The sequence below is a fragment of the Flavobacterium ginsenosidimutans genome, from assembly GCF_037478105.1.
Classification (GTDB): Bacteria; Bacteroidota; Bacteroidia; order Flavobacteriales; family Flavobacteriaceae; genus Flavobacterium; species Flavobacterium ginsenosidimutans.
In genome coordinates, this window is the sequence record NZ_CP147988.1 from 1,930,783 (window position 1) to 1,953,011 (window position 22,229).

17 protein-coding genes and 1 tRNA gene are annotated in these 22,229 nt (G+C 33.4%); 3 read left to right on the forward strand and 15 right to left on the reverse strand.

All coding sequences use genetic code 11. The annotated features are described in order from the left end of the window. Positions 1-6: 6 nt before the first annotated feature. The 9 genes from V6624_RS08605 to V6624_RS08645 all read right to left on the reverse strand — a co-directional run bounded on the left by V6624_RS08605 (position 7) and on the right by V6624_RS08645 (position 7,453). Positions 7-1,026, reverse strand: coding sequence for a hypothetical protein (locus V6624_RS08605; protein ID WP_338841554.1), 1,020 nt, complete (start codon positions 1,024-1,026; stop codon positions 7-9). Next, positions 1,004-2,632 carry an NAD(P)-binding protein gene (locus tag V6624_RS08610; RefSeq protein ID WP_338841556.1) on the reverse strand — a complete coding sequence of 543 codons (1,629 nt, stop codon included), beginning with the start codon at positions 2,630-2,632 and terminating at the stop codon, positions 1,004-1,006. Before V6624_RS08610 ends, V6624_RS08605 begins: the two co-directional genes overlap by 23 nt. Further along, positions 2,607-4,127: a polyamine aminopropyltransferase gene (locus tag V6624_RS08615; protein ID WP_338841557.1), complete on the reverse strand. Its 1,521-nt coding sequence runs from the start codon at positions 4,125-4,127 to the stop codon at positions 2,607-2,609. Before V6624_RS08615 ends, V6624_RS08610 begins: the two co-directional genes overlap by 26 nt. Continuing rightward, entirely contained in the window at positions 4,120-4,335 is a 216-nt protein-coding gene (locus V6624_RS08620; RefSeq protein ID WP_111286191.1) for a DUF350 domain-containing protein, read from the reverse strand. Before V6624_RS08620 ends, V6624_RS08615 begins: the two co-directional genes overlap by 8 nt. Positions 4,336-4,349: 14 nt before the next feature. After that, the gene (locus V6624_RS08625) at positions 4,350-4,535 is read right to left on the reverse strand and encodes a hypothetical protein (protein ID WP_338841559.1); all 186 of its coding nucleotides are present in this window, start codon (positions 4,533-4,535) and stop codon (positions 4,350-4,352) included. Between the two features lie 7 nt (positions 4,536-4,542). Then, positions 4,543-5,772, reverse strand: a complete 1,230-nt coding sequence (locus tag V6624_RS08630; RefSeq protein WP_338841560.1) for a DUF4178 domain-containing protein — start codon at positions 5,770-5,772, stop codon at positions 4,543-4,545. Between the two features lie 3 nt (positions 5,773-5,775). Beyond that, positions 5,776-6,138 carry an S-adenosylmethionine decarboxylase family protein gene (locus V6624_RS08635; RefSeq protein WP_111286197.1) on the reverse strand — a complete coding sequence of 121 codons (363 nt, stop codon included), beginning with the start codon at positions 6,136-6,138 and terminating at the stop codon, positions 5,776-5,778. A gap of 298 nt (positions 6,139-6,436) precedes the next feature. Further along, positions 6,437-6,523: transfer RNA gene (locus tag V6624_RS08640), tRNA-Ser, on the reverse strand. 60 nt (positions 6,524-6,583) lie between these two features. Continuing rightward, on the reverse strand, positions 6,584-7,453 hold the full coding sequence (locus tag V6624_RS08645) for a LysR family transcriptional regulator (RefSeq protein WP_111286199.1): 870 nt from the start codon (positions 7,451-7,453) through the stop codon (positions 6,584-6,586). Between the two features lie 90 nt (positions 7,454-7,543). Between V6624_RS08645 and V6624_RS08650 the strand changes: the two genes are divergently transcribed. Continuing rightward, positions 7,544-8,785, forward strand: coding sequence for an MFS transporter (locus tag V6624_RS08650; RefSeq protein ID WP_111286200.1), 1,242 nt, complete (start codon positions 7,544-7,546; stop codon positions 8,783-8,785). A 102-nt stretch (positions 8,786-8,887) separates the two neighbouring features. On the opposite strand, the gene V6624_RS08655 is transcribed toward V6624_RS08650, so the two are convergent. From V6624_RS08655 to V6624_RS08675, 5 genes are all read right to left on the reverse strand, one after another. Further along, on the reverse strand, positions 8,888-9,916 hold the full coding sequence (locus V6624_RS08655) for an asparaginase (protein WP_111286202.1): 1,029 nt from the start codon (positions 9,914-9,916) through the stop codon (positions 8,888-8,890). Beyond that, positions 9,906-11,042: a 1-acyl-sn-glycerol-3-phosphate acyltransferase gene (locus tag V6624_RS08660; protein ID WP_111286204.1), complete on the reverse strand. Its 1,137-nt coding sequence runs from the start codon at positions 11,040-11,042 to the stop codon at positions 9,906-9,908. Before V6624_RS08660 ends, V6624_RS08655 begins: the two co-directional genes overlap by 11 nt. A 63-nt stretch (positions 11,043-11,105) precedes the next feature. Beyond that, positions 11,106-11,885, reverse strand: coding sequence for a TatD family hydrolase (locus V6624_RS08665; RefSeq protein WP_111286211.1), 780 nt, complete (start codon positions 11,883-11,885; stop codon positions 11,106-11,108). Positions 11,886-12,191: 306 nt separating this feature from the next. Continuing rightward, positions 12,192-13,841, reverse strand: coding sequence for a S41 family peptidase (locus tag V6624_RS08670; RefSeq protein WP_338841561.1), 1,650 nt, complete (start codon positions 13,839-13,841; stop codon positions 12,192-12,194). Positions 13,842-13,974: 133 nt separating this feature from the next. Beyond that, entirely contained in the window at positions 13,975-14,946 is a 972-nt protein-coding gene (locus V6624_RS08675; protein WP_338841562.1) for a tetratricopeptide repeat protein, read from the reverse strand. A gap of 195 nt (positions 14,947-15,141) precedes the next feature. Between V6624_RS08675 and V6624_RS08680 the strand changes: the two genes are divergently transcribed. Both V6624_RS08680 and V6624_RS08685 read left to right on the forward strand, forming a co-directional pair. After that, complete coding sequence (locus tag V6624_RS08680) at positions 15,142-15,579, forward strand: retropepsin-like aspartic protease (RefSeq protein ID WP_111286215.1); 438 nt, start codon at positions 15,142-15,144, stop codon at positions 15,577-15,579. Positions 15,580-15,698: 119 nt separating this feature from the next. Beyond that, the gene (locus V6624_RS08685) at positions 15,699-20,876 is read left to right on the forward strand and encodes a T9SS type A sorting domain-containing protein (protein ID WP_338841563.1); all 5,178 of its coding nucleotides are present in this window, start codon (positions 15,699-15,701) and stop codon (positions 20,874-20,876) included. A 51-nt stretch (positions 20,877-20,927) separates the two neighbouring features. Here V6624_RS08685 and V6624_RS08690 read toward each other — a convergent pair whose 3' ends face one another. Beyond that, a complete protein-coding gene (locus V6624_RS08690; RefSeq protein ID WP_111286446.1) occupies positions 20,928-22,178 on the reverse strand; it encodes a TCR/Tet family MFS transporter in 1,251 nt (416 codons plus the stop codon). Positions 22,179-22,229: the final 51 nt, after the last annotated feature.

The window sequence follows — 22,229 nt, forward strand, 5'->3', positions numbered from 1 at the left end:
CAAAACTCATCTTTTAGTTTTCCAAATAAAACCATCCAATAAATAATGCGTAAACTGAGGAACAGTCAACAATGGAACTAGTAAAATCTGCCAGCTCGAAAAGTCAAAATTCGTAACGCTGATGTTTTCATTCCAAACAAAAAGTTCCCAAAGAAATTCTTCGGAAAAAGCAATTAAAAGAAGGATTCCAACGTAAATCAAAAGCCCTTTATATTGTTTCAAGAAAGACAAACGCCCCAATTCTGATTCCGATTTTCCATCAATTTCTTTAAAATAAACCAAAGCCATATATGGAATTCCATGCGAAACGACATTCAATAAAGTAAAAATCAAATCATCGTTAAAATAAACAATTCCGAAATACCAAGACAAAGCAGTTCCTAAAATAATACTGTTTTTTGGAATATTAAAAATCTGATTTTGAATAGATTTTATCGTGGTATAAACAACATATAAAATCAAAATGCTGATATAAATCCAAAATAGAATTTCTAAAATAAGCTGGTTTTCAAACCTAAAAAACTCATTTTCTACAAACCAGTTGAACTTTCGCTTAGACGAAAAAAACCAATACAACATCGGGTATCCCGTTGAAGCATAAATCGCCAGATTATCAATCCAAATCGAAATTTTAGTTTTTACTTCTTTTCTGGCATACAATCTCATGAATCCATATTGCTGTCTGATGAAGTGAAAAACAGCAACGTAAGCCAAAAATGACCAAAAGACTAAACTTCCAAAAGAGAAAAGCACAATTCCCGTAACAAAACAAAAAAGAGGCAAAAGAATCAATCTTCTTTTCTGTTTCTGAAATTCATCGGCAACAAAATAGGTTTTAAATAAAGTCGCATAAACGTGCGCTACGTCTATAAAAACAATAAGGAAAAGCCAAGTATAAAAAGAATAATTCTCCTCAATTTCAGCAATATAATCCTGAAAAACAAAGATTATCGCTAGCACAAAAAACGACGGCCCGATAATAAAAGTTAAATCGGTTTTGGCTTTATGAATCCACGGTTGTTCCATCTAAAATCTCATTTACAACATTAATTCCCTGATGAAAAGCCTCTTCAAAAATGGAAATTCCAGACAAATCACTATGCGCGAAATAAATCTTTTCCTGAATGTTTTGTTTGGCTTGTTTCTTGGCTTCGCCAAAAATAAATCCTGGCGCAGGCGAAATCATTCCGTGTCCTAAAAGAAAAACTTCTATATCTTCTGTATATTCTTCAATATCTAAATGAGCGATTTTCAAATCATTCAAAACAAACTGTTTCCAATATTCTTTGTCTTTTTTATAAAGCTCTTTTCTCGTCTTCTTCAAATCAGCAGAAGAAAAACTGAAATAATACGTAATAACTTTTTTATCCTGAACCTGATTCAAAGTCTGATGCTGATCGTAAACATAACCCAAACCTTTAGAACCATAAATTACATTATCCCAAGACAACGGAAAACTGCTATTATCTGGAAGTTCACTGACAATTAAAGTAGCCAAAAGCCAAGGCGTGTAATGAAAATCTTTTGTAAATGTCTTTCGATCCTGAATCAAATATTGATTTACAAATTGCGGAGAAGCCATTATCACTTTATCTGCAATAATTTCGACAGAAGATTTATTGACATCATCAAAAGCTTTTGCGATTACTTTATTTCCCTCTGTTTTGACTTCATAAACCAAATGATTTTTTAGAGATTTATCTTCAGTATATTTTTTTAAATGAGCTGCAAGACGTGCATTTCCTTCCGGCCAAGTTAAAACGCTGTCATGTTTTTCGGGCGTGCTATCTTGTTTTCTTCCTGCAAAATAATGAATTCCAGCCCAAGCCGAAACATACTCAATTCCTAATCCAAAATCGTCTTTACAGCAATAATCGATGTAGTTAAACAAAGGTTCAGAAGTAAAATTGTTTTCTTTAAACCACTGTTTCATTGTGATTTGGTCTAAACTTCTCGTCTTTTCATCTTTAGAAGAAAGGTAAATCGGAATATCAAATAAATACTTTTGATCTTCTCCTTTTCCTGTTCTAAAAACATCCATCTGTTTGAAAAATTGGTCAAACTCTAAATCATCAGCAATCAAATTTCCATTTTTTGGAACAACGTCTTCTTGCCAATTATTTTTATAAAACAAACGTTCATCTGGAGCAAAAGTCAATTGTAATTCATCAAAAATGGGAAATCCTTTTTCATTATAACCTAGAATAATTTTTTCTTCTTCTAAAAAATGAAGCAATTCTTTATCCTGAAAATTAGGCAAAGGCAGATAATGTGCGCCTAAGGGATATTTCGAATATTTATTTTCTCCGCTTGAAGAATTTCCTCCCAAATGATTTTCCAATTCTAGCATTAAAAAATCTGAAATTCCTCTTTTCTGAAATTGTCGTGCAGCACTCAAACCCGAAATTCCGCCTCCAACAATTAAATACGGAATCTGAATTTGTTTGGTTGGTTTAGGAAAATCTTTAATCCATAAACGATGTCCAAGTAAATGTTTAGTTCCCGATAAACGAATCATCATGACCGCAATTTTATCGGAACAAAACTGCAGAAACGGAACCGCAATTAAAGCCGCACCAACTACTTTTAAAAAACTCCTTCTGGATTTATTGCAATCTTCCCCACTCTTCATCAAAATAGCGTACTAAAATCTGGTTGTCTAAACGATTAATTTCAATTTCATTCGAAATCATATCGTTTGTAAAATAATTGAAACGATCAAATTGATAATTGTAAAATTTCAATTTGTCTGCTTTTCGATTTACGGTATTAAAAGTAGTTCCAAAACCGTTTATGGCAATCGTATAACCCCATTCTCCAAATGAAGGAACGTAAGCATGATACGCATCTACCTGCGGAAAAACTTGCATCACTGTTTTATTGATACACCAAAAAGATTTTGGTGCAAAATAGGGCGAAGTAGTTTGAATAACCACCGCAGCATCAGGTTTTAAAATAGTTTTTATAGTCTGATAAAAATTTAGCGAATACAATTTCCCTAAACTATAATTTGACGGATCTGGAAAGTCGATTATAGCAACATCAAATTGCTCTTTACAGTTTTTTGCCCAAATATAAGCATCCGTATTGATTACCTTAACTTTTGGATTGTTCAGCGAGTTTTGATTGAAGTTGGTTAATACAATATTGGTTTTAAACAACTTTGTCATTCCTTCGTCCAAATCGACTAGAGTTACTTTTTCAACGTCTTTGTATTTCAGGATTTCACGAACTGCCAAACCATCGCCTCCGCCCAAAACCAAAACATTTTTAGCGCTTTTAGCCATCGACATTACGGGATGCACTAGAGCCTCGTGATAACGATATTCGTCTGCAGAACTGAATTGCAGGTTGTTATTTAAATAAAGCCTGTAATCGCTCTTATTATGCGTTAAAACAATACGCTGATAGGGTGTTGAATTGGTATAAATGATATTTTCTCCGTATAATTTCCCTTCTGAATAGGCGAGAATATCATTCGAGAAAACAAAAACAGCCAGTAATAATACAAACGAAAAAATGGCTTTTGCTTTCAAAAAATAAACATTTTTTAGTTCTCTCTTCAGTAAAAAACACAAAACAATAGCGATACTTACATTAATCATTCCGAAGAAAAGAGAAGTTCCCATAATGCCTAATTTTGGCACTAAAACTAACGGAAACAAAATTGAAGCCAGCAAAGCTCCGATATAATCAAATGTAAAAACATTCGAAACCAGATCTTTAAACTCGACTCTATCTTTTAAAATATTCATTAAAAGCGGAATCTCCAATCCGACCAAGAAGCCTGTTACGAAAACGAATAAATATAAAATGAACTGAAACGAACCAACACTTTCAAACAATAGAAATAAAACTACCGAACTCAAACCTCCAATAAGTCCAACCAGTATTTCGATTTCTACAAAAGTGTTGAGTAAATTTTTGTGGAAAAACTTTGAAAAAAACGAGCCTATACCCATCGAAAACAGGTATACGCCAATAATAAACGAAAATTGTTTTACCGAATCGCCCAATAAATAACTCGCCAAAGTTCCTGCAACCAATTCGTAAATTAGTCCGCAAGTGGCAATTATAAATACGGCAAAAAGTAAAAGAAATTCAAACCTAAGAAACTTTTTACCCATGAATTGCGGCACTAATAATCATAGAAATTCCAATGATAAATGCTGCCAAAACAATGGCAACAGCAACATTATTTTTTTCTACAACTTCTTTCCAAGTATTTTCTGGAGTAAGTTTTTCGATAATATAATAACCGATTAATAAAATAACTATTCCTAAAAAAGAATAAATAATCGAATTTACTATAGGCTGTGCGTGAAATAATTCCATATTGATTGATTTTTTTATTTGTGGTAAAAATGATTGTATGATGAACGGCTTCCGCTCGTTGTTGATTTATAATTTTCTGTCGATTCGCAATCGCAGATTCTATTTCCTGCAATAGTAAAATAAAGATAAACCCCAAAGCAACACAATCCTATAAGTAAGGATGTGATATTGTTTCGTATAAAATCGAAAATTCTTTCCATAATTTGTTTAATCTTGGTAGCGAGAATAGGAGCTATCAGCCCATCTATCTCTTTCAAAACTCAATTTAAAAAATCGTATTATAAAATAAATGGCAATCATACCAATAATAACCAGCCAAACATTTCTGCTAGAAGATTGGTTCCAGATCACATTTACACGCATTTCAGCATTATTAACGTCTTCTGGCGCTTTCATTGGGGTGATTAAAAGATGATATTTACCCGCTTTTACACCACAAATATTAAACTTCTCAGACTGGCTTCCTTCTATCCAAGATTCTCCTTCCGAATAACCATGATAATATTCTATGTCTTTATTTGCATAAATTTCATCACCATTATCTTCGTTTATCAAGGCAATATTAAGATTTGCCCACGAATTATCAACATCTGAAGAAACTTTGATTGTCATTGGAGCGGAACCTCCTTTTAAAACAAATGCTTCACTAGTTATTTCTTTATTATCAAATTCACTAAATCTTATTGATTTTGAAAAAACGTTTTGTTCTGGCTGGTCTCTATAAATTAACCAATTTGAAATAATAATTAACAAAGCGATAAAACAGAAAATAATTGCCGTATTTCGAAGATCAAACATCGAAGGCTGAATAATGTTTACGCCAAACTTATATGGCAGAAAAACTTTCTTAAACGCTTTCCTAATATCTTCTTTTTTAATGTATTCGCCATAAAATGTTGTATCGACCTTATGCAAAGATTCAATAGAAATCATATAAGGTGGTCTTATATACTCAACAACATGAATTATGGTATTCTGTGGAAGTTCGAAATCAAAAAAACCTTCTGCATTAATGATTTGAGTATTCGAATAATCATAAATATCGTAATCCTTCCCATCATGTTCTAAAACCAAAGGATGTGACTTAACATTAAAAGTCTCTTCCATTTCAGTTAATAAAATCCAATGACCTTGCGAAAGCGAGAGATAAATAAACTCTTTTTTATCGTTTTGAAGAATAAATTCGGTCCATTTATAACTTTGAACGCTTTTAAACAAGATTCCAGTTACCTTATAATTGCTGCCTTTTAGAAATCCGATATCACCAATTGCCAACGGAGCATCATTCTCTTCAGATTTATATTTGCTTTTTCTTCTAAACTTTCCCTCATCATCTCGAGCATATAAACTATGGCACTTTGGACAAACAAAATTTATTACTTCAAAACCAACCTCTAATTCGGTTTCTGTATTACAGTCGTAACAAGGAATCTTCATATCTTATCGGTTAATTTCAAAATCTTTAATAATTTCTGCATCAAAATAAGCCACATAATCAGCCATAACGGCACGCACTTTTCCTGAATTATCCTGAAGATAATTACACAAATAAACATCCAAAGTAAGCTGATTGTATTCTGGCCAAGTGTGTATACAAATATGTGATTCTTTAAGACAATACGAAATCGTAAAACTATCATTATCAAAGTCATGAACAACAGCTCCAACCTTCTCAAGTTCGTATTTTTCTAAAATGGAATTAGTAACCGCGACAAAACCTTTGCTATTGGTAAGCTTCGAAATTTCGCCGACATGTAAAGTAACCAGTTTATGCAATCCTGGCGAATAAGGAGGTAAATCCATCAAATTATTTATATTACACAGGAGCCAAATATATAATATTTCTAGAATAAAATAATGTGGAAAACCGTATTTTGAAAATAACTTTTTAGGACTATGTATTTATGATTTTTTCTTTTTTTAAGAAGCCGGAATTTTGGTTTTCAGTACGGCTTTAGTCCCGCTATCCGCTTTATCTTTTGTGGTGAACCCCACCACAAAAGGATGCCGCTACTATCGGGGCTAGATTATACGTTTTGGTTTTATAAGGCATAAAAAAAGTCCAGAATTCCATTTTATGAAACTGCGGACTTTTATCTTGCAGAAAGGAAGGGATTCGAACCCTCGATACAGTTACCCATATACTAGCTTTCCAGGCTAGCTCCTTAAACCACTCGGACACCTTTCTATTTTGGTCTGCAAATAACACAAAAAAATCTGACTTTACAAAAGTAAAGTTGCAGTTACTCTAAATGCTTTTTCTAAATTCTTCGATAAACAATTTTACAGCCTTTTTCTGGTAACCTCCCATTGTTAGCATATAAGAATCTCTTTTTGTGGGAACTCCCGTAATTTGAATGGCTTTTATAGTGTCCCAGTCTTTTAATGCTTTCTCAGCTACAATAGTAGCCCAATCGCTGTTTTCTACCATTTGCAATAAAGCGTGAATAGAATGGAGTTCGATCGAAATTTTAGGTTTCAAATTAAACTTCTGAAACAATTCTTCGACAAATTCTCTTGAATTAGATCCTTTTCCTGGCAATACTAACGGAATTTCTTCTATTTTCTTAAAAGCAATTTTATCCAAATGGGCCAAAGCATGCTTTTTAGAAACCGCCACAACCATATTGGAAGTAAACAATGGCACTTTCTGAATTCCGCTTTCAATTTCATGAGATGGAATTACCAAAACTACATCGACATCATTATTAAGAAGCTTTTGTTCCAGTGATTCTGTTGTGCCATAGTCTACAATAATCTTTAAGTTTTGATATCTATGGGCAAATGTATTTACAATTGGCAAAATTAATAACCCAAAAATATACGTAACACCTATTCGCAGTTCGCCACCAATCATTTGGTTTAAATCTTCAATTGCCTGTTTCCCGTTTTGGACATTTTCGAGAACCCTTTTCGCATGAATCAAGAAAACCGAACCTGCTTCTGTAAGTCGCACTTTTTTTCCAATTCTGATAAACAAAGGCATTCCGAGTTCTTCTTCCAGCTTTTTAATTTGCTGCGAAAGCCCCGATTGCGTTACAAAACACAATTCTGCGGCTTTGGTAAAGTGCAAAACCTCAGCAGTTTTTACAAAATACTCTAGTTGATAAATCTCCATATTGATAAGTTTTAATACTTATTATCAGTAAAATTATTAATTTTTCTAATGCTATCATAATCCCGACCTTTGTATTAAATATTTAGGATTATGTTTAAAGCGTTAAAATCAAAAAATTTCAAGTTATTTTTCTACGGTCAATCCGTATCTGTTATCGGAACATGGATGCAAAAAACAGCTGTAAGCTGGATGGTTTATAGTATAACGGGATCTGTATTTTTATTGGGATTAGCGACATTTTTAAGTATGATTCCGTCTTTATTTCTAGCGCCTTTAGCGGGAAGTATTATTGGTCGTTATGACAGACACAAAACAATGATGTTCTTGCAATCTCTTGCGATGCTTCAAGCGGGAACTTTAGCTTTGCTTATCTATTTCAAAATTTATAACATCAACTTTATTTTGGCTTTAAGCCTTATTCAAGGTATTATTAATGCTTTTGATATGACTTGTCGTCAAACGATGATGATTGATATTGTGGACAATAAAGAAGATCTTCCAAACGCTGTCGCATTAAACTCAACTTTGAACAACTTTGCACGTATTGCAGGTCCTGCGCTTGCGGGAATTATTCTGCATGAATATGGAGAAGATATTTGTTTTATTGGGAATTTCATAAGCTACGTGCCTGTTTTAATTTCATTAATGATGATGAAAATTACACCGCACATTAAAGCTGAAAACAAATTGAATATGCTGGACGACCTTATCGAAGGCTTAGATTATGTGAAAAAAGAAACCGAAATGGCAAGAATGCTAATGATGCTTACTTGTAGCAGTTTGTTTGTAATTTCTTTTAATACTTTGATGCCCGTTTTTGCAAAAGATATTTTTAGCGGAAACGCTGAAACTTTCAGCTGGTTTGAAAGTGCTGCCGGAATTGGTTCTGTTCTATCTGCAATTTATTTAGCTAATCTAAAATCTGCTGAGAATATGAACAAACTAATGATTGGAGCGAGTTTGCTTCTTGGTTTCAGCGTAATTATTTTAGCTGTTTCAAGCAGCATAACAATCGCTTTAATCTGTATGACATTAAGCGGAATCGGGATGATGGGACAAACTTCTTCTATCAATATTTATATTCAGACTCATAGTTCTGTAAATATGCGTTCAAGAAGCATCAGTTACTACATGATGGCATATCAAGGAATGATTCCTGTTGGAAGTTTGATTATTGGATATGTTTCTCATTCACTTGGCGTTAGAACTACTGTTGCTATTCAAGGAATTATATGTATTATTTCTGTAATCGTTTATTTGTATTACAAAAAACATAAAGCAATTGAAGATTTGGAAACTTGTCCTGTTCCATATCGAAATTCCAAAAATTAAATTCTAAATCCAAAAATGACAACTAAACGTGTTCAACTTTGTCAAAGTTTAAAACTTTGACAAAGTTCTTTACGGCAAAGCATTGGAATTTGGAATTTTACTTTAAGATATTTCCCCGCGAAGAGCAGTTTCAAAAATATCTTTAAACTCGTTTTGAGGAATATTATGACCCAGCAAATACATCAATTTAGTAATTGCTGCTTCTGTAGTAATATCTTTTCCTGAGATCACTCCCAAAGATTTTAGAGCTGTACTGGTTTCGTATTGTCCCATATTCACGCTTCCGCCTGAACATTGGGTTACGTTTACGATATGCATTCCAGATTTAATCGCTTTTTCGATTAAACTTAAAAACCAATCTTCGGTTGGTGCGTTTCCTGAGCCGTATGTTTCTAGAACAATTCCGCGTAAACCAGTCGTTGCCAAGATTGAAGCCAAAACAATTTCGCTCATTCCAGGGAACATTTTTATGATGGCTACATGATTGTCCAGATTTTTATGAACGATCAATTTCGCATTTTTATTTATCGGAAGAAATAAATGTCTGTTTAATGTTAAATGCACGCCAGATTCTACTAATTCAGGGTAATTTGGCGCTGTAAAAGCTTTAAAATGTTCTGCGTTTACTTTAGAAGTTCTGTTTCCTCGGTACAATTTGTATTCAAAATACAAACAAACTTCTGTAATAACAGGTTTTCCGTTTTCTTGAAGAGAAGCAATCTGAATCGCTGTAATCAGGTTTTCTTTTGCATCGGTACGCAAATCTCCAATTGGCAATTGCGAACCTGTAAATACAACTGGTTTTGCTAAATTCTCCAACATAAAACTCAATGCTGAAGCCGAATATGACATCGTATCTGATCCATGCAGCACGACAAATCCATCAAATGCATCGTAATTTTCCTCAATCATAGTGGCAATTTTCGTCCACATTTGAGGATTCATATTAGAAGAATCAATTGGATGTTCAAATGAAATCGATTCGATTTCGCAATCCAATTGTTTAATTTCTGGAATTTTCTGAATTAATTTACCAAAATTGAAGGCTTTAAGCGCTCCAGTTTCAAAATCTTTGCTCATACCGATGGTTCCACCAGTATAAATCAACAATATTTTTGCTTTAGATGACATCTTGGTATTTTAATTTATTGACAACAGGATTCGCATACATTGCTAAAAATCCTTGTCTTGTCACAGGATTATCGCCCCCAATTCTCATTTCTAAACGACGCTCAAACAATGATTTCTCACTTTCTTTATACTTGTGAGCAAATTTGTCTGTTTCATTTAAAATATCGTAAGCAATAAAATTTGTTGGCCATAATTGGTAGTTTTTCAAAATAACATCGTCAATCGTTTGTGCCAAAGCTTGAACTTGTTTGTTCACATTATCATTTTCGGCCACAATTTGATCGATTTCTGTATCTAAAACATCACCAACAGAAATATGTATTCTTTTTTTAGTTCCCATAATACCGCTAAGGATATTCATGAAATCTTCGTTTTTATCTTTTACGTAAACTTCGTTTTTTGCTTCTGCCATTAATTGTGGCATTTTCAAAACATCCGTCGGATCATATTCGTAAGAAATAGAAACCGGAACGATTTTCAATTTCTTAAAATAATCCATTAAGTTTTCTTCGTCAGAACCCATTCCAATCATTTTTAAAACCCCTGGATTGGTCTCGTCGTTTCCGTCTTTTGTTCTTCCTTCTCTTTGAGCAATCCAAACCGAACGGTTTTCGCGAAGCAATAATTGTCCCATATATTCAGATAATAACTTCGAACTTTGAAGCATTTCTCTAGGCGATAAACCTCTTAAAACCAAAAAGTTTCTATTTAGTTTTGCTAAAGTTGCCAAGAAAGCTTTCTTTACTAAATTGTCTCCAATTGCCGAAGCAGTCATTACCAAACCGTGCTCGAACAAACAAACGTTCAATAATGTAGTATCTAAAAGAATATCTCTATGATTTGAAATAAAAAGATAAGACGTATTTGGTTCCAGTTTCTCAAAACCTGAAGTCGTTAAACCTTCAGAGCTTTTTTCAAGAACTTTCTGGATTGTATTATAAATAAAATTGCATTGAAAATCACGAATCGAGTGTGTTTTCTTTAATTGTTCCTTCCAAACCTCATCTTCTACATCCGGAAACGTAAAGTTCATCATGGTTTTCATCATAGGATGATTGACCACAGCATGAAGGGCTTCATTTATTTCGGAATCATAAAACGGTCGAATGGCATCAAATCTCTGCATTATTTATTTGGGTTTAAGTGGGCAAAAGAACAAAAAAAAAATTAAAGTTTTGTAAGGTCTGGGTTAAATCCCAAAAACGTCCTTTGAATTCTGAGTTGTAATTGTAGCAATTTCTTCGGCTGAAATTCCATAAATGTCACTCAATTTCGCAATAACATTGACTAAATAACTGCTTTCATTTCGTTTTCCTCTGTACGGAATTGGTGCTAAATATGGAGAATCTGTCTCCAAAACAATGTGTTTTAAATCGATTTGATTCAAAAACTGATCGATTTTTCCGTTTTTAAACGTTACTACACCTCCAATTCCTAATTTCATTTTGTAAGAAATCGCGCGTTCTGCTTGTTCTAAAGTTCCGGAAAAACAATGAAAAATCCCAAATAAATCTTCAGATTTTTCTTCTTCTAAGACTTCGAAGATCTCATCAAAAGCTTCTCTACAATGAATTACAATTGGCAATTTGTATTGTTTTGCCAGCTGAATTTGCCTTTTAAAAGCAATTTGCTGCTCTTTCAAATGCGTTTTATCCCAATACAAATCGATCCCAATTTCACCCACAGCGTAGAACTTTCGTTTTGATAATTCGGTTTCTACATGTGCCAATTCGTCCAGATAATTATCTTTTACGTAAGTGGGATGCAAACCCATCATTAAGAATACATTATCTGGATAATTTTTCTCTAAATCGTACATAGATTGCGTTGCGGCAGCATCGATTGCAGGAATAAAAAAACGAGTAACTCCAGCATCAATAGCGCGCTGAATCATTTCGTTGCGATCCTGATCAAATTCTTCAGAATACAAATGCGTGTGGGTATCGGTAATAATTGGTGTTGAATTCAAGGCTGTAATTTTAAAGTGCCAAAATTACGACAATAATAAAAGAATAGCAATTCGTGTAAATTGGCACATAGATTTAACGGATTCTCTTTCGTGAAAACACTGAAAAAACGATTTTTTAAAACTTGCCTAAAAAATAAAAACCTTTGACAAAGTTTAAAACTTTGACAAAGGTTGACAAATTAAAGACTAGTTTTTGTCACGCTGACGAACGAAGAATCTCACAAGAAGTTTCGCCAAGAAAACCCCCAAATTTTTCTGTGGATCAACTAGTGTGACTCTTCGTTCCTCAAGACGACAAATTAAGTCTTATTTTCCATTTTCAATAAATAGCAAAGCTCGTTCCAAAACCTCATCTTTTCCTTCCTGAATTCCTTTTATGGTTGGTTTTATTTCGATATCTGGCACAATTCCGATTCTTTGGGTTTCTCTTCCGTCTGGGTAGTAAACGCCAATACCAGAGAAATTAGTATGATAGCCACTAAAATCAAATTCAAAAACATTTCCGTCTGCTCCTGCCGTCTGACTTCCAATAATTGTGGTATTGCCAGCTGTTTGAAAACACATCGCCGTCCATTCTGACTGGCTTATAGAATCTTCATTAAGCAATACAACGACTTTTCCTTTGTAATTGTCTTTATTTTCAAATCCCACTTTTCTTCCTTCTTCCCAAGTATACTTTCCTGGATAATTTGGATACGGGTAGGTATAAATGCAAAATTCTTTTTCTTCAGAATTTAAAAAATTAGCAATTTCTCCAAAAGTTCCGTTTGGATAATTTCTCATATCAAAAACTATAGCTTTTGTCGATTTGAGAGCATCAATCATATCAGGAACATTTTTTGGTTTAATAACTCCCATGTTTACGTAACCAATATTATTGTCCAGAAGTTTAAATTTATCTTTCTTTATCTGAGCTCCTTTTTTATACTCATTTCGATGCGAATCGTGATAGTTAAACCAAGTCATTGACTTAGTTTCGTATTTTCCATCGTTCAGGAATTCTACGTTTACCTTTTCAGATTCGCTCACTAAAATTGTGCGTAGAACTTTATCCAGAAAAGCAGCGTCGTTTGAAGCAGAAACAATATCTCTTTTCTCTTCAATAATTTCTTTAATGCTCTTATCGTTTATTTTAGTAATTACGGTTCCAATTTTAATATTGTCGGCCTCTGCCAAACTATCTCCTAAAATCTCAGTAATTACTAATTTTCCATCAATTACTTTACCTGTTGCTGGAAAATAATAATAACTCTTTTTTGCTGTTGCAGAAGACGGGTAAATATGAAACTCGACATGAGTATCATTGAGTTTTGCAGCTGCTTTTCTCAATACTTTATAAAAATCTTCTGGAGTTTTGGACTCAACAACAGAAGGCAATACCTCAGTTAAAGTTTTATCCCATTTCTGATCCATTTTGTATTTGTATGGATAGTAATATTCTACCACATTCCAATACGCATAAAGCATTAAAAGCTTAGAATTTTTATTAGTGTAATCAAGATTAAAATAGTTTTTTAAGTTTTTAAAACCGTCAAAACTTGGCCCAAATTCTTCATTACTTTGAAATCTATTTTCTTCGATAAATTTTAATTTTTTTGAAAGCTTTTTAGAAAACGATTTATCATTAAACCAGCTTAAATCGAAATTTTTATCAAAAAGTTTAACCTCTTTTGGAGTAACAATTGGAGCAATTTCATTTACTGGCCCAAGATCATCAATCCAATTTTCTAGAATTAATGAAAACTCTTCTTTGGTTTGTGCTTTTTCTATTAATGGTAATTTCTCCAAAAGCTGGCTATCCCAATTCAATTGTCCTTTGGCAACTTCTGGATGATAATATTTCAAGAATCCCCAAACTTTACAAGTTGTGGCAAGTTTTTCTGTCTCAGTAATTTTGGAAGCACTGAAAACAGTTTGAGAAAACACAAAAAGAAAAACTAATAAAGCTTTTTTCATTTACATTCTTGGTTAAGTTAATTTTTGAATTTGGGTAAATTCTTATAAAAATAAAATCGAATTTAGAGCTTTAATTCTAAATTCGATTGAGGTTTCCCGTAAATGGGTAATATTTTTTTTAATAATTTGAAATCTATTCCAAATCTTCGCGCAGACGTTCTACATCATCGTAGTCTTCATAATCTTGGGAAATAGTCTCTAAAATCGATTTACATTCCTTGTATTTTCCTTGTTTTAGTTTAGATAAAGCCATATTCCACTTGGCTTTTTCTTTATAAACAGAATTTCCGTTTTCTAATTCTTTAAAGATCTTTTCGGCTTTTGGATATTTGCTTACCTGCAATAATGAAACTGCATAGAAATATTTTATTTCGTCTGAATTATTTTCTTTCAAAATCATTTCAAAAATCGGAATAGCTGTTTCATATCTTTTTCCGTTGAAATTATTCTCTGCTTGCTTTAAAATGGCTTCAGAAACTCCTCTTTCTGTAAAATAAGCACTTTCTGGATGATTATAATCTTCAAAAGACGGATTATGCTTATAATCAAAGAAAAATAAACCAAACATCACAATTATAGAGATCGCCGCGGCAAAATACCAAGGTTTTAGCGAAGCAACTTTGTGTTTCTTTTTATTGAAATATTTATCTGAAATTCGGGTCAGGTTTTCTTCAAAAGCAACTCTTTCCTGTGTTATTTCCAATTTATTTTCCTGTTGAGAACGCTTTTGTTCTTCTTCAAACTCTTGTGCTTGAGCAATCAATTCGTGAGCAGATTCATTGACAGATACCACATTCTCATAAATGGTCACCTCTTTATGGACAGAATTTTTCAATTCGTTCAGCCAGCGTCTTTTGCACAACAAGAAAAAATAAGCATCAAACGGACACGTTAAATGAAGTTTTCCGGCTTTCGCCTGATTAAAAAGCAAAATCATGATTTCATGAACCACATTCTGCGCTTGATCTTTGTCTCCAGAATTATTGGTGATAAACTGAACTACTTTAGGCGCAAACTTCTTATATATCATTTCAATTACTACTGAATCATTTGCAGCAAGTCCGTCAATATATTTTTGATCAGGATGAATTTTATTTAGATCCATAAAAAAACATTTTGTAGCTAATTTAAAAAAAGAATATCAAAAATTACGCATAATTATATCATATTCAACACCATAACAGTTAAAAAACAGCAAAATTGTTGCTTTTTTATTCTTTAAATATTAAATAGAAAATCTTTTCTCTAGCTAGCTTTTTGGCTACAATTACCTTATTTTTGGTTTTCAATCAGTACAGAAATGGAAAATCTTCACGAAATTCTCAAAATAGAGAAGTACAAAAAAATAAAGTTCAAAATAACTAAAACACAACATTTACAGATTAAAGCCAAAATTAACGGCATTTCTGGCAATTTTATTTTAGATACGGGCGCATCAAACACTTGTGTTGGTTTTGAGTCTATTGAACGTTTTGAACTTTCTGCAAAAAATTCTAAAACAAAAGCTTCTGGAGCTGGAGGAACTGGAATGACAACACAAATTTCATCTAAAAACAAATTGCAATTGGGAAGCTGGAAAAACAAAGATTTCAATATCGTAATTTTTGATCTTTCGCATGTAAATGAAGCTTTGGAATCTTTTAAAGCAAAAGCTGTTCACGGTATTATTGGCGCTGATGTTTTATTGGAAGGAAAAGCAATTATTGACTATTTTAATCATTATTTGTATTTAAAATAGATCTTTTTAGAATTTAATTTTTTACGGGAAACCGTAATTTTAACAATATTTATATTATAATATTTAGAGGCTGGGTTTTTTAATTATATTTGTTGAGCCATTTTAACAAATCTAATACTATGAAAAAAACTCTACTTTGTTTTCTTTTATTATTTACCAATCTTTTTTTTGCTCAAGTTACCTCTGTTTCGACTTGTGGCAATGAATCTTTCAATTTAACTATACTTAAAGCAGATTTTATTGGCAATTTAAATCCTGCTGAAACAACTGTTACTTATTTTTTAAGTGAGGCTGATGCATTAAACAATACAAATGCAATTGCAAATCCAACTACTTATATAGGTACAATTGGTACAATGAAAATTTATGGAAGAATTGATAATAATGGTATTATTACTACCAATTATTTTAATCTGACTACATTTCCAACGATAGCTGTAAGTGCTTCACACAAACCTATTTTATGCAAAGGAGACACGGCATCTTTATCGATAAACGCCTCCGGCGGAAATGGTTCGTATTCATATTCTTTAAATGGAGGTTCTTTTACAAATCAAGATTATTATCCGAATATTGCTCCAGGCGTTTATAGCATAAGAGTTATGGATAATATTTTTGGATGTATGACTTCTATTAGTCATACCATTACTGAGCCTACAGCTGTAGTTGCCACTTCTGCAATTGTGAATCAAAATGTAATAATTGTTTCAGCTACTGGAGGGACTGGTGCTTATCAATATTCATTAGATGGAATAAATTATCAATCTAGTAATGTTTTTACAACTGTAGCTCCTGGCAATTATACTGTTAGAGTTCGCGATGCTGAAGGATGTGGCACGGTAGTAAATGCAATTATTGCTCCTTATTTAGTTGTTACCGCAGCGCTTACTCAAGAATTATATTGCGCTGGAAATGGTAATAATGCTGTAATAACTGCGAATGCTTCAGGCGGCCAATTACCTTATTATTATTCAATAGATAATGGACTTAACTATCAGCCATACAGCACTTTTAACAATCTAAGTGCTGGTACTTACTCAATAATTGTTAAGGATGCTTTGAATACGGTTTCTAGTCCAACTTCAGTGACTGTACCTCCGCTTATTGCTGTAACTGGTGTTGCATTGGTTACTGGTGCTACAAGTTGCAGCAGTGCATCAATTCGTGTTCAGGCAACATCTGGTCAAGGTCCATATCTTTATTCTATTGATAATGGACAAACTTTTACGAATAACAATGTTTTTAGCAATTTGGTTCCTGGTAATTACGTTTTCCTTATTAAAGACAGTAAAGGTTGTGTTTCAGCCTTTTTATCCAATACTGTACAACCTCCAGCACCTCCGCTAACGATAGCAGTTGCCAACACGCCAATATTATGCTGGGGTGAAAAAACTTCGCTGACAGTGACGGCTACAGGAGGGCAAGCACCTTATCAATATTCAATAAATAATGGTGCTATAACAAGCAATAATGTATTTAGCGATCTTAAAGCAGGAAATTATATCATTAAGGTTATCGATGCTGCAGGGTGTGAAAATACACTTCCGTACACGATTACTGAACCAGCAGTTGTAGACGCAGAAATGGTAATTGATGGAAATACTATATCAATTATCGATGCAAAAGGAGGAACTGGATCTTATTTTTATGCAATAGATAACGGTAATTTTCAAACTAATAATGTTTTTAGCAATGTTGCTCCTGGATTACATAGAGTGAGAGTAAAGGATTCTAATAATTGCGAACCAGGAAGCTTTTCAGCTGAAATCGCAAGTCCGCTTACATCTGTAGCTACAATTGCCAAAGAGATCGATTGTATGAGTGATGCAGAAATAGTTGTTACGGCATCTGGGGGAATAGCTCCATATACTTATTCTAAAAATGGAGTAACTTTTCAGACATCTAATGTTTTTACCAATTTAGTTGCAGGAACTTATTCAATAATTGTAAAAGATGCTAATGGCACATTAGCTATTGCAAACAATTTAATCATTTCGCCTACTAGTTATCCAATAATAGTTCTTACAAAAACCAATCTGAGTTGTTTTCAAGCCAATGATGGAATCATAACCGCAAGTGTAACTGGCGGAAAAGCTCCATACGTTTATTCAATTGGCAACAGTTATAGTTCAGCTAATACCTTTACAGGTTTAGCAGCTGGCTTTTATAATGTAACCGTAAAAGATGCAAACGGATGTCTTAGTTCTTTCGCTGTAAATATAGATCAGCCGAATGTTATAGTGCCAACAGTAAGTACAACAAACTCAACCTCTATTGCCGATAATGATGGGACAATAACAGTTAATGCGACGGGAGGAGTTCCTCCTTATACCTACGCATTGACAGATGAAAACGGACTGCCTGCTGTTTTTTTTCAAACTTCAAATATTTTTAATGGTTTAAAATCTGGATTATATGGCGTTCAGGTAAAAGATTCTAATGGATGTTTTACCACACAAACTAATATTTCAATTATTAATAAAACCAACACGCTTTCAGCGGCAGCTACCGTTACTACTCAACCGACATGTAACAATCCTTATGGAACAATTACAGTCAATGCTACTGGAGGAACTGCACCATATACTTATTCTATTGACAATGGAGCCACTTATAGTGTTTCTAATACTTTTCAAGAATTACCTGGCAATTATTTGATTAAGGTTAAGGATGCTGAAAATTCTGAAACATCTATAACAATTACTTTAATTGCTCCTGCACCTTTAGTAACAACAGCAGTACTTACAAAAACAATAGATTGTCTTAGCAATGGAATAATAACGGTTTTTGCAACGGGAGGACAAGCTCCATATTTATACTCTTTCGATAATGGAAGTACTTACATCAGCAGCAATACTTTTTCTAATGCTCTGGCGGGAATTTATTCAATAATTGTAAAAGACAGCAATAATTGTATTTCAAATTCAAATAGTTTGGTAGTTGAACCTCTTGCTAACTTAAGCGCAACTGCTACAAATACGCCGATATTATGTAGATATGAAAAGGGTTCGATTACAATTATTGCTTCGGGAGGGAAAGCTCCTTATCAATATTCGCTAAACAATGATATCTACACAAATAGCAACAAGTTCGACGAAGTTTTATCTGGAAATTATATTATTAAAGTAAAAGATGCAAATGACTGTATTTTCACTCTACCTTACACAATAGCAGAACCAACGAAAATCAAAGGATATATTACTTTCGAAGGAACAACGGCAACTGTTGTTAATCTAAGTGGCGGAAGCGGTACTTACCTTTATTCACTTAACGACGGAGAATTACAGTCTAGCAATGTTTTTACCAACCTTCATGGATCAAATAATATTATATCCGTTTATGATTCTTTTGGCTGTTTTGGATTTGCTGTTAGTTTCTCTATTCCAGATCCAAATGCCCTAACAGCACAAGCCACTATTATAAAAGCAATAGATTGTACAACTAATAGCGGAACGATTTCAATTGCTGCATCAGGAGGTCAGGCTCCATACGAATATTCTATTAATGGTGGAACAACTTACCAATCAAGCAATATTTTTAGCAATTTATCTGCGGGACTTTATACTGTTTGGGTAAAAGATGCAGCAGGAACTATAGATTACGATAATAGTGTGACCTTAACGACACCGTCTTCAGTAATTGTAGATGTTACTACAACCACGACAAACTGTTTCAATGATAATAGCGGATCAATAACTGTAACAGCTACCGGAGGAGAAGCTCCGTATATTTATTCGATAAACAATAGTATATATAGTTCCAATAACGTTTTTACTGCTTTGTCTGCTGGACAATATACTATCAATGTAAAAGACGCTCTTGGATGCATTATTTCATCGACAGCGCTAGTAACACAGCCAGATCTTTTAGTTATAAATAATACTGCTTCAAATAGCACCAATGTTAATAGTAACGATGGAAAAATAACAGTTACTCCTTCTGGTGGGACTGCTCCTTATTTATATTCATTGAAAAATGCAAATGGTTCACTAATAATTTCTCCTCAAAGTTCTAACATTTTTGACAATTTATCGATTGGACAATATACTATTGAAGTGAAGGATGCAAATGGATGTATCACAAGTAAATCTGGAATAACAATCACGTCACAAACGCTTTTTGGCACTCTTATGATTACCCCTATTACTTGTACAGCCTTAGGGACTATTATTATAAATGCTGCAGGAGGTAAATATCCTCATCAATATTCTTTTGATGGTGGAATTACTTATGGCACTTCGAATATAGCTTCAAATTTAAGTGCGGGAACTTATACTATTAAAGTTAAAGATGCTTCAGATGCTACAATTACCCTTTCTGCTTCTTTAGCACCTGTAAGTCCTGTGGTTGTTACAGCGTCTATCACTTCTCCTGTATATTGTAAAGGAAGTAATAATGCTGCGATACAAGTAATAGCTTCTGGAGGAAAAGCTCCTTACATCTATTCATTAAACGGAAGCGCTTATCAATCTAACAATAGCTTTTTTAATCTTTCCGCTGGCAACTATGTTGTAACAGTAAAAGATAGTAATAACTGCTCTTCTACTATGATAGTTACTATAACTGAACCTAATGCATTAGCAGTCACAACAACAGTGCAAAACCAAAATATTACTGTAAATGCCACAGGTGGAAACGGAGGTTATAGATATGCTATTTCTCCAAATTTGAATCAGTTTTCATCAAATAATACTTTTTCTAATTTATCGCCAGGTTCGTATAGCATTATTACTTCTGATTTATATGGATGCGTTGTAATCATAAATGCTGTTGTTGATCCAGTCGCTCCAACAGTAAATGGACAGAGTAATCTGACTGTAGAATTTAAAGAAGGCCAAACTCTAGCAGATTTAATTGTTGAAGGAGAAGACATTAAATGGTATAGTACTCCAAATTCTTCTGCAGGAAAAACAAGTAAAACCAATGAAACTCCTTTACCATTAACAACTGTTTTGGTCAATGGAACTACATATTATGCTTCACAGACTATTAATGGAATCGAAAGTAAAGAACGTCTTGCTGTAACGGCTAAGGTAAACGGTTCTCTTTCTGCTCCTGATTTTAATTTGGTTTCTTTCCAATTCTATCCTAATCCGGTGAAAGATATTTTAACCATTAAAAATAATTCAATAATCAATGATATTGAAATTATATCAGTTTCTGGAACATCTGTTTTATTCAAAACAATAAATGATATACATTCTGAAATTGATTTCTCAAATCTTTCGAGTGGTCTTTACCTTTTAAAAGTAAAATCTGAAAATCAGCAAAAGACAATAAAATTGATTAAACGATAATTTTTCAAATGCAATAAAAAAGCCTTCATCTAAACAATGAAGGCTTTTTTATTATTCTATTTCTTGCCGATTAATTTCTGTTTTTGAAACGGCATGTTTTTTCAACGAAAAATAAGCTACAACTGTACTCAATAACATTAAAAATCCACCCAAAATAAAAGGCGCTCCAGCAAATTTAAAAGGCGCATCGTTATGAGTAAAAAAGTAAAATGTATTGGCCATCATTGGGGGACCAATAATAGAAGAAGCACTCATTAAACTGGTCAAAGTTCCCTGAATTTCTCCTTGTTCACTCGGAGCAACTTTACTTGCAACAACTGACTGCAAAGCTGGTCCTGCAATTCCGCCAAGGCAATACGGAATTAAAAACACAAACATCATCCAGCTTTCGGTTGCAAAAGCAAACAACAGCATTCCAATTGTATATAAAGCTAAACCAATATAAATACTTTTCTCATTTCCGATTTTCGGATTGATGTAACGAACCAATCCTCCTTGTACAACTCCAACCAATAAACCGATTATTCCTAATGAAATTCCGATCATTCTTTCGTCCCATTTGAATTGGTAAATCGTAAAGAAACTCCAGTTGCTTTGTACGGCATGAGAACCTACATACAAAAGAAATATTGCTGCAATTAAACCAATTAAAGTTGGATGTTTTTTTAATCCTAAAATCGCTCCAATTGGATTGGCACGTCTCCAGTCAAAAGGTCTGCGGTTTTCTTTTTTAAGCGATTCTGGTAAAATGAAAAATCCGTACAGAAAGTTTACCATACATAAAATGGCTGCTGCATAAAAAGGAACTCGAGATCCATATTGACCTAAAAGTCCGCCAATAACTGGTCCGATGATGAATCCTAATCCGAAAGCTGCACCGACTAATCCGAAGTTTTTAGCTCTGTTTTCTGCAGTACTGACATCGGCAATGTATGCAGAAGCTGTAGTAATACTTGCGCCAGTCACTCCAGCAATAATTCTTCCTATAAAAAGCCAGATAATCGTTGGTGAAAATGCCAATAAAAGATAATCTAACGAAAATCCGAAAAGGGAAATTAAAATGATTGGTCTTCTTCCAAATTTATCACTTAAATTTCCAATTACAGGAGCAAAAACGAATTGGGTTATCGCATACGCGAAAGTTAACCAGCCACCTATTTTTGCAGCTTCACTAATGTCTCCATGAATCAATTCTTCAATCAATTTTGGAATCACAGGAATGATAATTCCCCATCCTGTAATGTCAATTAACATGGTTATGAAAATAAAACCAATCGCGGCAGACTTATCTTTTTGTAGCATAATATGTTTTGTAAGGTGATGCAAATAAACAGATTTTTCAATTAACAATAA